Origin of the sequence: Klebsiella sp. 18074, assembly GCF_902705905.1 — a bacterium.
Taxonomy (GTDB): domain Bacteria; phylum Pseudomonadota; class Gammaproteobacteria; order Enterobacterales; family Enterobacteriaceae; genus Klebsiella; species Klebsiella terrigena.
On sequence record NZ_CACSIS010000027.1, the window covers coordinates 20,067 to 35,373 of the forward strand.

At 63.0% G+C, this 15,307-nt stretch carries 18 protein-coding genes; 10 read left to right on the top strand and 8 right to left on the bottom strand.

The features are described from left to right. Position 1 precedes the first annotated feature (1 nt). The 6 genes from GVK32_RS22220 (at position 2) to cspF (ending at position 5,110) form a co-directional block, all read left to right on the top strand. Complete coding sequence (locus tag GVK32_RS22220; RefSeq protein ID WP_159872396.1) at positions 2 to 1,198, top strand: acetyl-CoA C-acetyltransferase; 1,197 nt, start codon at positions 2 to 4, stop codon at positions 1,196 to 1,198. Then, positions 1,195 to 2,118, top strand: coding sequence for a 3-hydroxyacyl-CoA dehydrogenase family protein (locus tag GVK32_RS22225; RefSeq protein WP_159872398.1), 924 nt, complete (start codon positions 1,195 to 1,197; stop codon positions 2,116 to 2,118). Before GVK32_RS22220 ends, GVK32_RS22225 begins: the two co-directional genes overlap by 4 nt. Before the next feature lie 43 nt (positions 2,119 to 2,161). Beyond that, positions 2,162 to 3,556, top strand: coding sequence for a GntP family permease (locus GVK32_RS22230; protein WP_200842923.1), 1,395 nt, complete (start codon positions 2,162 to 2,164; stop codon positions 3,554 to 3,556). 37 nt (positions 3,557 to 3,593) lie between these two features. After that, positions 3,594 to 4,364 carry a 3-hydroxybutyrate dehydrogenase gene (locus GVK32_RS22235; protein ID WP_123708220.1) on the top strand — a complete coding sequence of 257 codons (771 nt, stop codon included), beginning with the start codon at positions 3,594 to 3,596 and terminating at the stop codon, positions 4,362 to 4,364. Between the two features lie 167 nt (positions 4,365 to 4,531). After that, positions 4,532 to 4,702, top strand: a complete 171-nt coding sequence (locus tag GVK32_RS29265; RefSeq protein ID WP_217698331.1) for a YnfU family zinc-binding protein — start codon at positions 4,532 to 4,534, stop codon at positions 4,700 to 4,702. 195 nt (positions 4,703 to 4,897) lie between these two features. Then, positions 4,898 to 5,110 carry a cold shock-like protein CspF gene (cspF, locus tag GVK32_RS22240; RefSeq protein ID WP_076948161.1) on the top strand — a complete coding sequence of 71 codons (213 nt, stop codon included), beginning with the start codon at positions 4,898 to 4,900 and terminating at the stop codon, positions 5,108 to 5,110. A 12-nt stretch (positions 5,111 to 5,122) separates the two neighbouring features. Here the strand turns inward: cspF and GVK32_RS22245 are convergent, their stop codons facing one another. Then, on the bottom strand, positions 5,123 to 5,995 hold the full coding sequence (locus tag GVK32_RS22245) for a LysR family transcriptional regulator (protein WP_159872402.1): 873 nt from the start codon (positions 5,993 to 5,995) through the stop codon (positions 5,123 to 5,125). Positions 5,996 to 6,101: 106 nt separating this feature from the next. On the opposite strand from GVK32_RS22245, the gene budA reads away from it, so the two are divergent. The 4 genes from budA to GVK32_RS22265 all read left to right on the top strand — a co-directional run bounded on the left by budA (position 6,102) and on the right by GVK32_RS22265 (position 9,594). Next, entirely contained in the window at positions 6,102 to 6,881 is a 780-nt protein-coding gene (budA, locus tag GVK32_RS22250; RefSeq protein ID WP_159872404.1) for an acetolactate decarboxylase, read from the top strand. A 10-nt stretch (positions 6,882 to 6,891) separates the two neighbouring features. Next, positions 6,892 to 8,571, top strand: coding sequence for an acetolactate synthase AlsS (gene alsS, locus GVK32_RS22255; protein WP_159872406.1), 1,680 nt, complete (start codon positions 6,892 to 6,894; stop codon positions 8,569 to 8,571). Between the two features lie 22 nt (positions 8,572 to 8,593). Beyond that, positions 8,594 to 9,364, top strand: a complete 771-nt coding sequence (locus GVK32_RS22260; RefSeq protein ID WP_045858717.1) for a (S)-acetoin forming diacetyl reductase — start codon at positions 8,594 to 8,596, stop codon at positions 9,362 to 9,364. A gap of 68 nt (positions 9,365 to 9,432) precedes the next feature. Further along, positions 9,433 to 9,594, top strand: coding sequence for a hypothetical protein (locus GVK32_RS22265; RefSeq protein WP_159872408.1), 162 nt, complete (start codon positions 9,433 to 9,435; stop codon positions 9,592 to 9,594). Positions 9,595 to 10,053: 459 nt separating this feature from the next. On the opposite strand, the gene ccmI is transcribed toward GVK32_RS22265, so the two are convergent. Genes ccmI through GVK32_RS22300 form a run of 7 tightly spaced genes read right to left on the bottom strand, consistent with a single transcriptional unit; the run spans position 10,054 to position 15,260 of the window. Further along, positions 10,054 to 10,896, bottom strand: a complete 843-nt coding sequence (gene ccmI / locus GVK32_RS22270) for a c-type cytochrome biogenesis protein CcmI (protein WP_159872410.1) — start codon at positions 10,894 to 10,896, stop codon at positions 10,054 to 10,056. Beyond that, a complete protein-coding gene (locus GVK32_RS22275) occupies positions 10,893 to 11,351 on the bottom strand; it encodes a cytochrome c-type biogenesis protein (RefSeq protein WP_159872412.1) in 459 nt (152 codons plus the stop codon). The genes ccmI and GVK32_RS22275 overlap by 4 nt, the downstream gene beginning before the upstream one ends. Further along, on the bottom strand, positions 11,348 to 11,905 hold the full coding sequence (locus tag GVK32_RS22280; RefSeq protein WP_159872414.1) for a DsbE family thiol:disulfide interchange protein: 558 nt from the start codon (positions 11,903 to 11,905) through the stop codon (positions 11,348 to 11,350). Before GVK32_RS22280 ends, GVK32_RS22275 begins: the two co-directional genes overlap by 4 nt. Further along, positions 11,902 to 13,857, bottom strand: coding sequence for a heme lyase CcmF/NrfE family subunit (locus GVK32_RS22285; RefSeq protein WP_159872416.1), 1,956 nt, complete (start codon positions 13,855 to 13,857; stop codon positions 11,902 to 11,904). The genes GVK32_RS22280 and GVK32_RS22285 overlap by 4 nt, the downstream gene beginning before the upstream one ends. After that, the gene (ccmE, locus tag GVK32_RS22290; RefSeq protein WP_076947579.1) at positions 13,854 to 14,312 is read right to left on the bottom strand and encodes a cytochrome c maturation protein CcmE; all 459 of its coding nucleotides are present in this window, start codon (positions 14,310 to 14,312) and stop codon (positions 13,854 to 13,856) included. Before ccmE ends, GVK32_RS22285 begins: the two co-directional genes overlap by 4 nt. Next, complete coding sequence (ccmD, locus tag GVK32_RS22295) at positions 14,296 to 14,526, bottom strand: heme exporter protein CcmD (RefSeq protein WP_159872418.1); 231 nt, start codon at positions 14,524 to 14,526, stop codon at positions 14,296 to 14,298. Before ccmD ends, ccmE begins: the two co-directional genes overlap by 17 nt. Continuing rightward, complete coding sequence (locus GVK32_RS22300; protein ID WP_159872420.1) at positions 14,523 to 15,260, bottom strand: heme ABC transporter permease; 738 nt, start codon at positions 15,258 to 15,260, stop codon at positions 14,523 to 14,525. Before GVK32_RS22300 ends, ccmD begins: the two co-directional genes overlap by 4 nt. Positions 15,261 to 15,307: the final 47 nt, after the last annotated feature.

Consider the following 15,307-nt stretch of genomic DNA (forward strand, 5'->3'; position numbering starts at 1 on the left):
TATGCAAGAGGTTGTGATTGTCAGCGCCGCCAGAACGCCGGTCGGCAGCTTTCGCGGCGCCTTCGCCACGCTTTCCGCAGTGGATCTCGGCGTTGAGGTCGTTCGTGGCCTGCTGGCCCGTAGCCAGCTCCCGGCGGATGCGGTCGATGAGCTTATTTTCGGCCAGGTGCTTACCGCTGGCTGCGGACAAAACCCGGCGCGCCAGACGGCGCTACGGGCCGGGCTGTCGGTTGATACCCCGGCGGTGACGGTGAACCTGGTCTGCGGCTCCGGGCTGAAGGCCGTTCAGCAGGCGGCCCAGGCCATCCGCTGCGGCGATGCGGAAATCGTCATCGCCGGCGGCCAGGAGAGCATGAGCAACGCGGCGTATCTGGTGGATGGCGCCCGCGCCGGGCTGCGCTTCGGCCACACCACCCTGCTCGACAGCATGATCCAGGACGGCCTGTGGGACGCCTTCAATGACTACCACATGGGCATCACCGCCGAAAACCTCGCCGACGAATTCGCCATTACCCGCCAGCGCCAGGACGCCTTCGCCGCCCGCTCGCAGCAAAAGACGGCGGCGGCCATCGAAGCGGGCCGCTTTGACGATGAAATTGTCCCCGTCAGCGTCAGCCAGGGTAAAAAGGCGGCGCGGCGGGTTGAGCACGACGAGCAGCCGCGCCCGGATACCAGTGAAGAGCAGCTGGCGCAGCTGCGCCCGGCCTTTCGCCCGCAGGACGGCAGCGTCACCGCTGGCAACGCCTCTTCGCTAAACGACGGCGCGGCGGCGGTGCTGCTGATGAGCGCTGACAAAGCCCGCGAGCTGGGGCTGCCGGTGCTCGGCAAAATCGTCAGTTCCGCCGTCGCCGGCGTTGACCCGGCGGTGATGGGAATAGGCCCGGTTAGCGCCTGTCGGCTGGCGCTGGCGCGCGCCGGATGGACGCTGGATGAGGTCGATTTAATTGAAGCCAACGAAGCTTTTGCCGTGCAGGCGCTGGCCGTCGGCGAGGCGCTGGGCTGGGACAGCCGGAAGGTGAACGTCAACGGCGGCGCCATCGCCCTCGGCCACCCCATCGGCGCCTCCGGCTGCCGCATTCTGGTGACCCTGCTGTATGAGATGCAGCGGCGCGGCGTCAGTAAAGGGCTGGCAACCCTCTGCGTCGGCGGCGGACAGGGCATCGCCGTGACCATTGAACGTGAACGGGAGGCATCATGAATGAACCAAACATCGCGGTACTCGGCAGCGGGCTGATGGGCGTCGGCATTGCCTGCCACCTTGCCCGCCACGGCCATCGGGTGCGAGTCTACGACACCGATCCGACGCGGATCGCCGAAATCGCCGCCGTCGCCAACGCCATTCTTAACGAACTACGGGATGCCGGACAGTTCGACGACACCAATCGCGCCGCGGCGCTGGGCAATCTCTGCGGCACCACCGCGCTGAGCGACGTGGCGGATTGCACCCTGCTGATTGAGGCGATTCCGGAGCGCCTGCCGCTTAAACACGCCCTGTACGCGCAGCTTGAGGCGCTGATCGCCGACGATGCGGTGATTGCCAGCAATACCAGCGGCCTGCCGCCGGATCGGCTGGCGCAGGGGATGAGGCATCCGCAGCGCCTGCTGATCGCCCATTTCTGGCACCCGCCGCATTTTATTCCGCTCGTCGAGGTAGTTCCCGGCAGCGCCACCCGCTCGGAGCTGCCGCAGCAGGTGAGCGACTTTTTATCCGCCACCGGGCTGGAGGCAGTGGTGCTAAACCGCGCCGCGCCGGGCTTCGTCGGTAACCGCCTGCAGTTTGCCCTGCTGCGCGAGGCGCTGCACATCGTGCAAAGCGGGATCGCCTCGCCGGAGGTGGTGGACCGGGTGATGCGCTCATCGCTCGGCCGCCGCTACGCGATGGTTGGCCCGCTTGAGGCCGCGGATATGACCGGCCTGGCAACGGTCAAGGATATTTGTCAGCACCTGCTGCCGGAGCTCGCCAGCGGGTCGCAGATGATGGAGCTGGTGGCGGAAAAGGTCGCCAGGGGCGAGACCGGCGCCCGCAGCGGGCAAGGGTTTTACCGCTGGGATGAGGCGCGCAACGCCCGTATTCAGTCGCGCCGGGAGCACCTGCTGCGCCACGCCCTGAAACCGTAACTTCTCGTACTGTACCCAACAATAACAATGAGAGTGAGGAGTCGTGATGAGTGTTTTGATTGCCCTGGCCGCACTGGCGCTACTGATGCTGGCCGCCTATCGAGGATATAGCGTTATCCTCTTCGCCCCGATCGCCGCCCTTGGTGCGGTACTGCTCACCGACCCGAGCGCCGTAGGCCCGACATTTACCGGGCTGTTTATGGAAAAAATGGTCGGCTTTGTGAAGCTTTACTTCCCGGTGTTTCTGCTGGGGGCGGTGTTCGGCAAGCTGATTGAGCTGTCGGGCTTCTCGCGCTCGATAGTCGCCGCGGCGATCCGGCTGCTCGGCCGCCGTCACGCCATTCCGGTCATCGTGCTGGTCTGCGCGCTGCTGACCTACGGCGGCGTGTCGCTGTTTGTGGTGGCCTTTGCGGTCTATCCCTTTGCCGCAGAGCTGTTCCGGCAGAGCGGGATCCCCAAGCGGCTGATCCCGGCCACCGTCGCGCTGGGCGCCTTCTCCTTCACCATGGACGCCCTGCCCGGCACGCCGCAGATTCAGAACATTATTCCGACCAGCTTTTTCGGCACCAACGCCTGGGCCGCGCCGTGGCTCGGGCTGATTGGATCGCTGTTTATTATTACCTTTGGCCTGCTGTGGCTGGATCGCCAGCGCCGCAGGGCGCAGGCTCGCGGCGAAGGCTACGGGACGGATCTACAAAATGAGCCGGAAACACCTGACAATATTAATCTTCCCCATCCGCTGATTGCGATTGCGCCGCTGCTACTGGTGGGCGTGCTGAACCTGCTGTTTACCCGCTGGATCCCGCAGTGGTACGGCCCTACCCACGAGCTGAGCCTGCCGGGTCTGGTGAAGCCCATCATCACCGAGACCGGCAAAATTACCGCCATCTGGGCGGTGGAAGCCGCCCTGCTTTCCGGCATTTTAGTGGTGCTGCTGTTCGGCTTTCGCAACATTCGCGGCCGCCTCGCCGAAGGCAGCCGGACGGCGGTGAGCGGGGCCATTCTTGCGGCCATGAATACCGCTTCGGAATATGGCTTCGGCGCGGTCATTGCCGCCCTACCGGGGTTTCTGGTGCTATCAAAAGCGCTGACCGCGATCCCGAACCCGCTGCTGAACGAAGCGATCAGCGTCACGGTGCTGGCCGGGATCACCGGTTCGGCCTCCGGGGGGATGAGCATCGCGCTGGCGGCGATGTCGGATACCTTTATCACCGCCGCGCACGCCGCCAACATTCCGCTTGAGGTGCTGCACCGCGTGGCCTCAATGGCCAGCGGCGGGATGGATACGCTGCCGCACAACGGCGCGGTCATTACGCTGCTTGCCATCACCGGACTCAGCCACCGTCAGGCCTACGGCGGGATCTTCGCCATCACCGTGATTAAGAGCCTGGCGGTCCTGTTCGTGATTGCCGTCTTCTATTTAACCGGTATCGTGTAACTGACACCGTTTAACCGGTAACGCTAAGGAAAATAAGATGAATCTTCAAGGTAAAGTCGCGCTGATCACCGGCTCAACGAGCGGCATTGGTTTAGGGATCGCCCGGGTGCTGGCGAAAGCCGGAGCGCAGACCATCCTCAACGGCTTTGGCGATAGCCAGGCCGCCTGCGCCGAGGTCGCGCAACTGGGACTCGCGCCGGGCTACCACGACGCCGACCTGCGCGACGTGCGGCAAATCGAAGCGATGTTCGCCTGGGCCGAACGCGAGTTTGGCGGCGTCGATATCGTCGTCAACAACGCCGGTATTCAGCACGTCGCGCCGGTCGAGTCCTTCGCCGTCGAGAAATGGGACGATATTCTCGCCATTAACCTGTCGAGCATTTTCCACACCAGCCGGCTGGTGCTGCCGCGCATGCGCGAACGCAACTGGGGACGCATTATCAACATCGCCTCGGTGCACGGTCTGGTGGCATCTAAGGATAAGTCGGCCTACGTGGCGGCTAAGCATGGAGCGATCGGCTTGACCAAAACCCTGGCGCTGGAGACCGCCAGAACCGGCATCACCTGCAATGCAATCTGCCCCGGCTGGGTGCTGACCCCGCTGGTGCAGCAGCAGATCGACCGACGCATCGCCGAAGGCACGGACCCGCAGCTGGCCAGAGAGCAGCTGGTGGCCGAAAAGCAGCCCTCCGGCGAGTTCGTTACTCCGGAGCAGCTGGGGGAGATGGCGCTATTCCTGTGCAGCGACGCCGCCGCCCAGGTGCGCGGCGCCGCGTGGAATATGGACGGCGGCTGGGTCGCTCAATAACCGTCGCGGGGCGGAAGACGCGACAGCCGCATCGTCCTCCCGCCCCGCTGGGATTGCGTAAATAGCGTTGACCAATCAGGCGCTTATTTTCCCGCGGCGAAATCATTTCGAGCTATTGATAGAAGAATGATGTATGGTTGCAGGCCATTACATCAGGAAAAAATCATATGTCAGATCGAAAAGACTCGAAAACTCGCCGTAATTATCTTGTAAAATGCTCCTGCCCTAACTGCTCCCAGGAATCAGAACATAGCTTTAGCCGAGTACAAAAAGGCGCCCAGCTTATCTGCCCTTACTGCCATAAACTCTTCCAGTCATCACCCAGAAACGCCGCCTAATCCCTAAATGCCCGACGCTGATTGTGCCTTGCCCCGTTATTTAGATAATTCTTATTATTGGGTCGAATGAGACAATCGGTTTATCCCGTTCAGGCAAATAGAAAACCCGCACTCTGGCGGGTTTTAAATAGATCAATATTGTATTTCTTTGCATAACCCCGGGTTAGCGCATTCCTATTTTTACCAGGAGTTTATTTGTTCCAAAAAATGACAGGCATTGTCAAAAGCTTTGATAATAAAACCGGCAGAGGCCTTATCGTCCCTTCCGACGGTCGTAAAGACGTTCAGGTTCATATTTCCGCATTATCCCCCAGCGAGTCCACGGCGATGACGCCCGGTATTCGCGTTGAGTTTCGTCGGGTTAACGGCCTGCGCGGGCCAACCGCGGCAAACGTCTATACCTGCTAGCCCTGCGCCCGCCTAAAACATCTCCAGAAAACGCTTTACCGTCCGCGAGCGATCAAAACGCCGCCACGCGATGGCGATCTCCGTCTTCAGCGACGCGTCCAGCAAGGGATGCCAGGTGACGTTGGGGTGGCGAATACAGGTCATCGACTGAGGCACCAGCGCAAAGCCGAAGCCCGCATCCACCATGCTAATGGAAGACGAGATCTGTGAAGATTGCCTGGCGCGGCTCATATCGACCCCGGCACGCCGGCAGCTATCATAAACCTGCTCGTAGAGCCCCGGCGCTACCTCCGGCGGGAAAATAACCGGCACCACGTCGCTCAGCTGCGCCAGAGAAAGCGCGCTTTCCCCGGAGAGCGGGTGCGAACGATGCAGCGCGATAACCATCGGTTCCTCGGCAATGATGCGCAAATTAAACGCCTTGCTGCTTTCACACGGCAGGCGCACAAAGGCGATATCCAGCTCCGCCTCGCCCAGGGCGTGCATCAGCGTCGCCATATTGCCTTCGACCTGGCGCAGAGCCACCGACGGATAGCGCAGCTGAAACTGGTACAGCAAAGAGAAAATCTGCGAATGAAAAGCAGCTGAACTGGTGATCCCCGGCACCAGGCTACCGTTCATGCCCCGCGCAATCCCCTTGGTTTTTTCCAGCGCCGCATCGCTTAAGGCGAGGATCTGACACGCGTCGACGTAGAACGATTCCCCGGCCTCCGTCAGCTCAACCCCTCGCGTCAAACGGCGCAGCAGCGGGGTCCCTATTTCGCGCTCAAGACGCTGAATTTGCTGACTTAGCGGCGGCTGAGAAATCCCAAGTTCGTGGGCCGCCCGGGTGAAGTTCCGCGCCTCGGCAACGGCGACAAAATAACGTAAATAGCGAAGTTCCATATCGAAAACGTCTCAAACCAGCATGGATTCTATATTGGAACTGTGAGCTGAATCGGGTCAACATTTATTTAATCTTTCTTATATTTGTTGAACGAGGAAGTGGATTGTGAATCATCATCCTGAATGCACCTGCCAGGAGAGCCTGTGCGAAACCGTACGCGGCTTCTCTGCCCACCATCCTGATAGCGTTATCTATCAGACCTCTCTGATGAGCGCGCTGCTGAGTGGGGTCTATGAGGGCAGCACCACCATCGCCGACCTGCTGACCCACGGCGACTTCGGCCTCGGGACCTTTAACGAACTCGATGGGGAACTGATTGCCTTTAGCAGCGAGGTCTACCAGCTGCGCGCCGACGGCAGCGCGCGTAAAGCCCGGGCGGATCAAAAAACGCCCTTCGCGGTGATGACCTGGTTCAGACCGCAGTACCGTAAAACCTTTGACCACCCGGTCAGCCGCCAGCAGCTGCACGACGTTATCAACCGGCAAATCCCCTCCGATAACCTGTTCTGCGCTCTGCATATTGATGGCCACTTTCGCCACGCCCACACCCGCACCGTGCCGCGGCAGACGCCGCCCTATCGGGCGATGACCGACGTGCTGGATGACCAGCCGGTTTTCCGCTTCAACCAGCGCAAGGGGACGCTGGTCGGCTTTCGCACCCCGCAGCATATGCAGGGCCTCAACGTTGCCGGCTACCACGAGCACTTCATTACCGACGACCGCCAGGGCGGCGGCCATCTGCTGGACTATCAGCTCAATAGCGGCGTGCTGACCTTCGGCGAAATCCACAAGCTGATGATTGACCTCCCGGCCGACAGCGCTTTCCTGCAGGCCGACCTGCATCCTGACAATCTCGATGCCGCCATTCGTGCGGTAGAAAACTAAGGAGCTTCAGATGGATAAACCGCGTCACGAACGTCAGTGGGCCCACGGTGCCGACTTAATTGTCAGCCAGCTTGAGGCCCAGGGCGTACGCCAGGTCTTCGGCATCCCTGGTGCCAAAATCGACAAGGTGTTTGATTCCCTCCTCGACTCCTCAATCCGCATTATTCCGGTGCGCCACGAGGCCAACGCCGCCTTTATGGCCGCGGCGGTCGGGCGGATTACCGGTAAAGCGGGCGTCGCGCTGGTCACCTCCGGTCCCGGTTGCTCAAACCTGATTACCGGCATGGCCACCGCCAATAGCGAAGGCGACCCGGTGGTGGCGCTGGGCGGCGCGGTGAAGCGCGCGGATAAGGCCAAGCTGGTTCACCAAAGCATGGACACCGTGGCGATGTTCAGCCCAGTCACCAAATACGCCGTCGAGGTGACCGCCGCCGACGCGCTGGCCGAGGTGGTCTCCAACGCCTTTCGCGCCGCCGAACAGGGGCGTCCGGGGAGCGCGTTTATCAGCCTGCCGCAGGATATCGTCGACGGCCCCACCCGTGGCAGCACGCTGCCCGCCAGCAGAGCGCCGCTGATGGGCGCCGCGCCGGATGGCGCCGTTGACGGCGTGGCGAAAGCGATCGCCGCGGCGAAGAACCCTATCTTCCTGCTCGGGCTGATGGCCAGCCAGCCGGAAAGCAGCCGCGCCCTGCACCGCCTGCTGGAAAAAAGCCATATTCCGGTCACCAGCACCTATCAGGCCGCCGGGGCGGTGAATCAGGATAACTTCACCCGCTTCGCCGGCCGGGTGGGTCTGTTTAATAACCAGGCGGGCGATCGCCTGCTGCGTCAGGCGGATCTGATCATCTGCATCGGCTATAGCCCGGTTGAGTACGAACCGGCGATGTGGAACAGCGGCACGGCAACGCTGGTGCATATCGACGTGCTGCCGGCCTATGAAGAGCGGAACTACGTCCCGGATATCGAGCTGGTGGGCGACATCGCCGGCACCCTCGAGAAGCTGGCCCAGCGCATTGAACATCGGCTGGTGCTAACCCCGCAGGCAGCGGACATCCTCGCCGACCGCCAGCGCCAGCGGGAGCTGCTTGACCGCCGCGGGGCGCAGCTGAATCAGTTTGCGCTCCACCCGCTGCGCATCGTGCGGGCGATGCAGGATATCGTCAACAGCGATGTCACCTTGACCGTCGATATGGGCAGTTTCCATATCTGGATTGCCCGCTACCTCTACAGCTTCCGCGCCCGCCAGGTGATGATCTCCAACGGTCAGCAAACGATGGGCGTCGCGCTGCCGTGGGCAATCGGCGCGTGGCTGGTCAATCCGCAGCGCAAGGTGGTCTCGGTGTCCGGCGATGGCGGCTTCCTGCAGTCGAGCATGGAGCTGGAGACCGCCGTGCGCCTGCACGCCAATATTCTGCACATCATCTGGGTCGATAACGGCTACAACATGGTGGCGATTCAGGAACAGAAAAAATATCAGCGCCTCTCCGGCGTGGAGTTCGGCCCGGTCGATTTCAAAGTCTACGCCGAAGCCTTCGGGGCCTGCGGGTTCGCGGTAGAGAGCGCCGACGCCCTGGAGCCGACTCTGCGCGCGGCGATGGACGTCGACGGCCCGGCGGTAGTCGCCATTCCGGTCGATTATCGCGATAACCCCCTGCTGATGGGCCAGCTCCATCTCAGCCAAATACTGTGAGTCACTACAAAAGGAAATGAAAATGGAAAAAGTCGCACTTGTCACCGGCGCCGGTCAGGGCATCGGTAAAGCCATCGCCCTGCGTCTGGTGAAGGATGGATTTGCCGTGGCAATCGCCGATTACAACGACGCTACGGCCACAGCGGTAGCCGCTGAAATCAACCAGGCCGGCGGCCGCGCGGTGGCCATTAAGGTCGACGTCTCGCGCCGGGACCAGGTTTTCGCCGCCGTTGAGCAGGCGCGTAAAGCCCTGGGCGGATTCGACGTTATCGTCAACAACGCCGGCATCGCGCCGTCAACGCCGATCGAGTCCATCACCGAGGAGATCGTCGACCGGGTCTATAACATCAACGTTAAGGGCGTCATCTGGGGGATGCAGGCGGCGGTGGAGGCCTTCAAAAAAGAGGGGCACGGCGGGAAGATCGTCAACGCCTGCTCCCAGGCTGGCCACGTCGGCAACCCGGAGCTGGCGGTCTACAGTTCGAGTAAATTCGCCGTGCGCGGCCTGACGCAAACCGCAGCCCGCGATCTGGCGCCGCTGGGCATCACCGTTAACGGCTACTGTCCGGGGATCGTTAAGACGCCAATGTGGGCGGAGATTGACCGTCAGGTCTCAGAAGCGGCGGGCAAACCGCTGGGCTACGGTACGGCAGAGTTTGCCAAACGCATCACCCTCGGTCGCCTGTCGGAGCCTGAAGACGTCGCCGCCTGCGTGTCGTTCCTCGCCGGCCCGGATTCCGACTATATGACCGGCCAATCGCTGCTGATCGACGGCGGCATGGTATTCAACTAATCGTGGTATTCAACTAATAATATTAAGCTCTAACATGCCTTGCCCCTGCCCTAACGCAGGGGCTTTTTATGCCCCATCCCACCGCCAGTGCAAACAAATCAGCCCTGCCCAATCTTCCACAGAACGTTCCCGGCACGTTACTCCCCGTACGCCTGGAGACTCAGCATTCCAACTTTCCAACAATAAAAATTGCCGCTGAAAAAACCTCCAGCAATGGTATCGCGACTTAATGACAACGGGCTGGCAGCGCGGGGGTTAGGGCGCATCAAGAAAACTGGCGGGAACGCAGGCGCGCATCCAGGACTGACCGCCAGGACAAAAACGCCGGGAGCGTTTTTGAACGACGCTAGCGTCGGCCCCGAAGGGGTGAGTCCCATGGATGGGACGAATAAGACGGTCAGAGAGGCAGGTCGAGACAGGGACGTCGAGTCCTGCCCGGTCCGCCAGATGAAGCCGGAGTGGAGCGTACCGCGCAGCGGCAGTTTTCAGCGCCATGCCGGGGGCCACGGGGGGCGGGCGAAACGCCCCCCGTGCCGTTCACCCGCAGCGGGCGTGAGAAAAACCCCGGACTCATCGTGAACGGAACATTCCACATTCAGTGGAAGGAACATTCCACCGAATGTGGGCGGTTCAATCCCCCGAAAGAGAGCGGAACAGCCCACTACGGTGAACAAAACACCCCCGCCAGCCTACGGCGCCCGCCCCTGCGCCTGCGCCAACTCACCCTCAATCGCCCGACGCCGGGTATCCCCCGGCGGCAACAACCCCAGCAGCGCCTGCAGCGCCTCAACCGCCTGAGGATAATCCTCGTTCCGTACCGCGCTCAGCGCCAGCATCTCCAGCACCGGCAGACTCCGCGGCTGCCGCTGATGCAGCTCGCATAGCAACAGTTCTCCCATCCGCATCTGCCCGCTATCCCCTGCCCGCACCAGCGCGCTGGCGTAGTCGAAGGTCGCCGCCGGGTCGTCCGCCGCCAGCCGATGGGCGCGGGCAAACGCGCCGATCGCCGTCTCGCCGTCGTTCAGCAACAGGCCGATACGCCCCAGCAGCTGCCAGCCGGCAAGATCCTGCGGATTATCCTGCAGCCGGCTGCGCAGCCCCAGCCGAAGCTCGGCGATCTCATCCATCCGCAGCGGCGCGGCGGTGGGGTCTTGCACCTGCTGCTGCAGGGCCGGATAGTGGCGCTGCGCCTGCTGCCAGAGCAGCACCTGGCCGAAATCGCTGGTTTTAAGGAACAGCCCGCCGCTGAGACAGACCAGCACCAGCGCTCCCGGCAGCAGCACCCGGCGGCCAAGGGGCCGGGGAGCGCGGGCGTCTGACTCCGGAATATCCGCCAGCAGCGTGCGCTGCAGCTCGACCACCAGCGCCTCGCGGGTAGCGCCGTTTTCCTGCTCCAGCTCCTCTAAACGCGAGCGGTAGAGCGCCCGGTTAAGCCGATCCCGGTCCATCGCCCCTTTCTCCTGCCAGGGCAGATAGAGCAGCGCGAGGGCGCCGGCCAGCAGCAGCGCGGCAACGATTAAGAACGCAGTCATGCATCATTTCCTTTTTTCAGTAACGCCGCCAGCCGCTGGCGCTCTTGTTCGCTCAGCACCGCATCGGCGGTATCGCGACGCCTGGCGCGCGCTACCAGTACCCCGGCGCCCGCAATCACAAACAGCCCTGGGATCAGCCACAGCAGGATCGTCCCCGCCGTCAGCGGCGGCTCATAGCTGACGAAGCTGCCATAGCGCGCCACCATATAGGCGACGATCTGCTCCTTGCTCTGCCCCTGCTGCTGCAGCTCGTAGACCTTAAGCCGCATATCGGCGGCGATCATCGCATTCGAATCCGCGATGCTGTTGTTCTGGCATTTCGGGCAGCGCAGCTGGGAGGTCACCTCGCGAAACGCCTGCTCCTGAGCCTCGTTCTTAAACTGCCAGGTATCAATGGCTCCCAGCGCGCTGCCCGACAGCAGCAGCGCCATCACGCCGCTCAGCAGGCGCTTCATGAGGCCGACTCCCGGCGATATTTTTCCCACAGCGGCCGCAGCTGCTCGCGCCAGATCCGCTCATTAAGATCCCCCGCGTGCCGCCAGCGGATAATTCCCCGGCTGTCGATCAGAAAGGTCTCCGGCGCACCGTAAACGCCAAGGTCCAGCCCCAGCATGCCGCTGCCGTCGAACAGGCTGATGGCGTAAGGATTGCCCAGGCTATCGAGCCAGCTCACCGCTTTACGGCGGTCGTCTTTGTAGTTCAGCCCCACTACGCGTACCCCCTGCTGTGCCAGGCCGTTAAGGAACTGATGCTCGGCGCGACAGGTTGGGCACCAGGTCGCCCAGACGTTGAGCAGCAGCGGCCCGCCGCTGACCAGCACCGAGCGATCGTAGAGCTGGCCCGGGACGTTCAGCGCTTCGAGGCGAAACTCCGGCACCGGTTTACCCACCAGCGCCGACTCCAGCGTCGTCGGGTCATCGCCGTCGGCGTTGCGCATCAGCTGCCAGAACAGCGCCGCCGCCAGCGCCAGGAACAGCGCCAGCGGGAGAAAAAGCCATCTGCGGTTCATGATTGCGCCTCCTGCAGCTTTTTACGCAGCCGGTAGCGCGGGTCGAGCATGCAGCACAGGCCGCCGAGCGCCATCAGCACGCCGCCGTACCAGATCCAGCGCACGAAGGGCTTGTAGTAGAGGCGCACCGCCCAGCTGCCGTCGCCCAGCTCCTCGCCCAGCGCGGCGTACAGGTCACGGGTCAGCCCGCCGCTAATGGCCGCTTCGGTCATCATCATCCGGCTGGCGCTGTAGAAACGCTTTTGCGCATACAGCGTGGCTTCCGGCCGCCCGCCGCGGGTGACCTGAATCACCCCTTCGCCGCCGGTCCAGTTAGCGCCCACGATGTTGCGCACGCCCGCGAAAACGAAGTGGTAGCGGTGGATATCAATGCTGTCGCCGGCTTTCATCCGCACGTCGCGCTCCACGCTGTAGCTCTGGCTGAACGCGATGCCGATAACCGTCACCGCCACGCCGACGTGGCCGAGCACCATCCCCCACTGGCTGCGCGAGAGCGTCCTCAACCCGCGCCAGAATCCGTGCCGGTGGGTAGCGCGTTCGTGCACCTCGATCAGCGAGAAGATAAGCACCCAGATAGCCATCATCAGGCCCAGCGTCGCCATCGCCGCGATGCGGTCCTCCAGCAGCCACGGCAGCAGCAGCGCCAACAGCAGGGTAACGACCGCTGAAGCCGCCGCGCGTTTCAGCTGCTTCGCCGCACCGTCGCGCCGCCAGCGCACCAGCGGCCCGATGCCCAGCAGCAGCGCAAACGGCGCCATCAGGGCGGTAAACATGGTGTTGAAGAAGGGTTCGCCAATCGAAATGCTGCCCAGCCCCAGCTCTTTATGCACCAGCGGCAGCAGCGTTCCGAGCAGCACCACCAGCATGGCGGCAATCAGCAGAATATTGTTGCTCAGCAGGAATGACTCCCGCGACCACAGCGAATGCTCGACGCGCGCCCGCACTTGTCCGCCCTTGACGGCGTACAGCAGCAGCGATCCGCCGATGGCAATGACCAGCAGCGCGAGAATAAACAGCCCGCGCGTCGGGTCGGAGGCGAAGGCGTGGACCGAGACCAGCACCCCGGAACGCACCAGGAAGGTCCCCAGCAGGCACAGCGAAAAGGCGGAGATCGCCAGCAGTACGGTCCAGGCGCGGAAGCTGCCACGCTTTTCCGTTACCGCCAGCGAGTGCAGCAGCGCGGTGCCGACCAGCCACGGCATAAAGGAAGCGTTCTCCACCGGGTCCCAGAACCACCAGCCGCCCCACCCCAGCTCGTAGTAGGCCCACGCCGACCCGAGGACGATGCCAAGGGTCAGGAAAACCCACGCCGCCTGGGTCCACGGCCGCGACCAGCGCGCCCACGCCGTATCCAGCCGCCCGGCCAGCAGCGACGCGATGGCGAAAGCAAAGGCCACCGAGAAGCCAACGTAGCCCATATAGAGGATCGGCGGATGGAAGATCATGCCGATATCCTGCAGCAGCGGATTGAGATCCCGGCCATCGATGGGATACAGCGGCAGCGTGCGGGTGAAGGGGTTAGAGGTGAGCAGAATAAACAGCAGAAAGCCGAAGGCAATCATCCCCATCACCGCCAGCACTCTGGCGACGGCGTCGAGCGGCATGCGGCGGCTCAGCAGCGCCACCGCAAAGGTCCAGACGCTCAGCAGCAGCACCCACAGCAGCAGAGAGCCCTCGTGGGCGCCCCAGGTCGCGGCCACCCGATACCACACCGGCAGCGCGCTGTTGGAGTTTTCCGCCACGTAGCGCACGGTAAAATCGTTAACCACGAAGGCGTGCACCAGCAGCAGGAAGGCGCCGACGATGCAGAAAAACAGCGCGCAGGCCAGCGGGCGGGCCAGCGCCATCATGCGCCGATCCTGACGCGAAGCGCCCCACAGCGGATAGACGCTCAGCAGCAGCGCCAGGCCCGCCGCGAGGCACAGCAGATAGTTGCCCAGCTCCGGCATCATGGCTGGCTCTCCTTATTCACGGGACTCATGGCGTCCTTTACCTCCGGCGGCGTGTAGTTTTCATCGTGCTTTGCCAGCACCTGGCGGGCGATGATGTGCCGGGGGGAATCCAGCTCGCCCTGGGCGACCACGCCCTGCCCCTCGCGAAACAGATCCGGCAGAATGCCGCGATAGCTCACCTCAACCGTGCCGCGGGCGTCATACAGCGTAAAGCTGACGTCCAGGGTTTGCGCATTTCGCCTGACGCTGCCCGGCTGAACGTAGCCGCCGATGCGCAGGCGCTGCCCGACGTGCGGCTTCTCATGGGTTTCCGTCTTGCCGTAGATAATCTCTCCGGGGGTATAGAACAGGTCGATGTTGGCGCTCAGGGCGTACAACGTCAGGCTGACGGCAAGCCCCAGTCCGGCCGCCACCGCCAGCACGATATAGAGGCGGTTCTTACGACGCGTCTGCATCTGCGGCCTCCCGGTCACGGACGCGCGCGGCGGCAATCCGCCGGTCGCGGGCCTGCTGGCGCCGAACCTCACTGAACAGCGCCCGGCGCTGCCACAGGGTATGCGCCGTCAGCAGGCCAAAGCCCGCCAGCGCGGCGGCGACGGCCAGCCAGACGTACGGCGCGTAGCCGCCCATCGCCAGAAACGCGGCGAAGGAGGGAAAAGCGGGACTCATTTCGTGGCTCCTTTATTCACCAGCGCCGCCACCCACGGGCGGCGACGCTCCTGGCGCAGGATCAGATTGCGCAGGCGCATCAGCGTCAGGGTAATAACCAGGCATAGCAGGCCGAGCATGCAGAAGCGCAACGGCAGGCGCATGCTGGGGTCAATGCTCTGCTGCATATTGGTCGACCCCTGATGCAGGGTGTTCCACCAGATGACCGAATAGTGAACGATCGGCAGATTGACCGCCCCGACTAGCACGAGGATCCCGGCGGCACATCCCGCCAGGCGGCGGTCGTCGAAGGCGTGCCAGAGGGCAATAATGCCGCCATAAATAAACAGCAGCACCAGCTCAGAGGTCAGCCGGGCATCCCAGATCCACCAGGTTCCCCACATCGGCTTACCCCACGCGGCGCCGCTAACCAGCGCGATAAAGGTGCAGACGGCGCCAACCGGCGCCAGCGCCGCGACGCTAAGGTCGGCCATTTTGACCTGCCAGACCATGCCGACGAAGGCCGCCGCGGCCATCGCGGCATAGATCCCCATTGACCCCATCGCCGCCGGGACGTGGAGATACATGATGCGATAGCTCTCCCCCTGCTGGTAGTCGGCGGGCGCATAGACAAATCCCCAGCCCAGCCCCACTACTAACAGCAGCGCGCTCAGCGTCGCCAGCCACGGGATCCAGCGGCCGCACAGGCCGTATAGCCGTTCGGGGATCGCCAGTTGATGTAATGCTTTCCACATAGACGTTTACTCACACGACTGTTTTTTATCACCGCGTCAGAAAGACC

Coding starts and splice junctions, on each gene's coding strand:
- GVK32_RS22235 (WP_123708220.1), top strand. CDS start 3,594: ATGAATCTTCAAGGTAAAGTCGCGCTGATCACCGGCTCAACGAGCGGC.
- GVK32_RS22225 (WP_159872398.1), top strand. CDS start 1,195: ATGAATGAACCAAACATCGCGGTACTCGGCAGCGGGCTGATGGGCGTC.
- GVK32_RS22245 (WP_159872402.1), bottom strand. CDS start 5,995: ATGGAACTTCGCTATTTACGTTATTTTGTCGCCGTTGCCGAGGCGCGG.
- GVK32_RS22275 (WP_159872412.1), bottom strand. CDS start 11,351: ATGAAGCGCCTGCTGAGCGGCGTGATGGCGCTGCTGCTGTCGGGCAGC.
- ccmI (WP_159872410.1), bottom strand. CDS start 10,896: ATGACTGCGTTCTTAATCGTTGCCGCGCTGCTGCTGGCCGGCGCCCTC.
- alsS (WP_159872406.1), top strand. CDS start 6,892: ATGGATAAACCGCGTCACGAACGTCAGTGGGCCCACGGTGCCGACTTA.
- GVK32_RS22220 (WP_159872396.1), top strand. CDS start 2: ATGCAAGAGGTTGTGATTGTCAGCGCCGCCAGAACGCCGGTCGGCAGC.
- GVK32_RS29265 (WP_217698331.1), top strand. CDS start 4,532: ATGTCAGATCGAAAAGACTCGAAAACTCGCCGTAATTATCTTGTAAAA.
- GVK32_RS22300 (WP_159872420.1), bottom strand. CDS start 15,260: ATGTGGAAAGCATTACATCAACTGGCGATCCCCGAACGGCTATACGGC.
- GVK32_RS22265 (WP_159872408.1), top strand. CDS start 9,433: ATGCCCCATCCCACCGCCAGTGCAAACAAATCAGCCCTGCCCAATCTT.
- GVK32_RS22285 (WP_159872416.1), bottom strand. CDS start 13,857: ATGATGCCGGAGCTGGGCAACTATCTGCTGTGCCTCGCGGCGGGCCTG.
- ccmE (WP_076947579.1), bottom strand. CDS start 14,312: ATGCAGACGCGTCGTAAGAACCGCCTCTATATCGTGCTGGCGGTGGCG.
- GVK32_RS22260 (WP_045858717.1), top strand. CDS start 8,594: ATGGAAAAAGTCGCACTTGTCACCGGCGCCGGTCAGGGCATCGGTAAA.
- ccmD (WP_159872418.1), bottom strand. CDS start 14,526: ATGAGTCCCGCTTTTCCCTCCTTCGCCGCGTTTCTGGCGATGGGCGGC.
- GVK32_RS22280 (WP_159872414.1), bottom strand. CDS start 11,905: ATGAACCGCAGATGGCTTTTTCTCCCGCTGGCGCTGTTCCTGGCGCTG.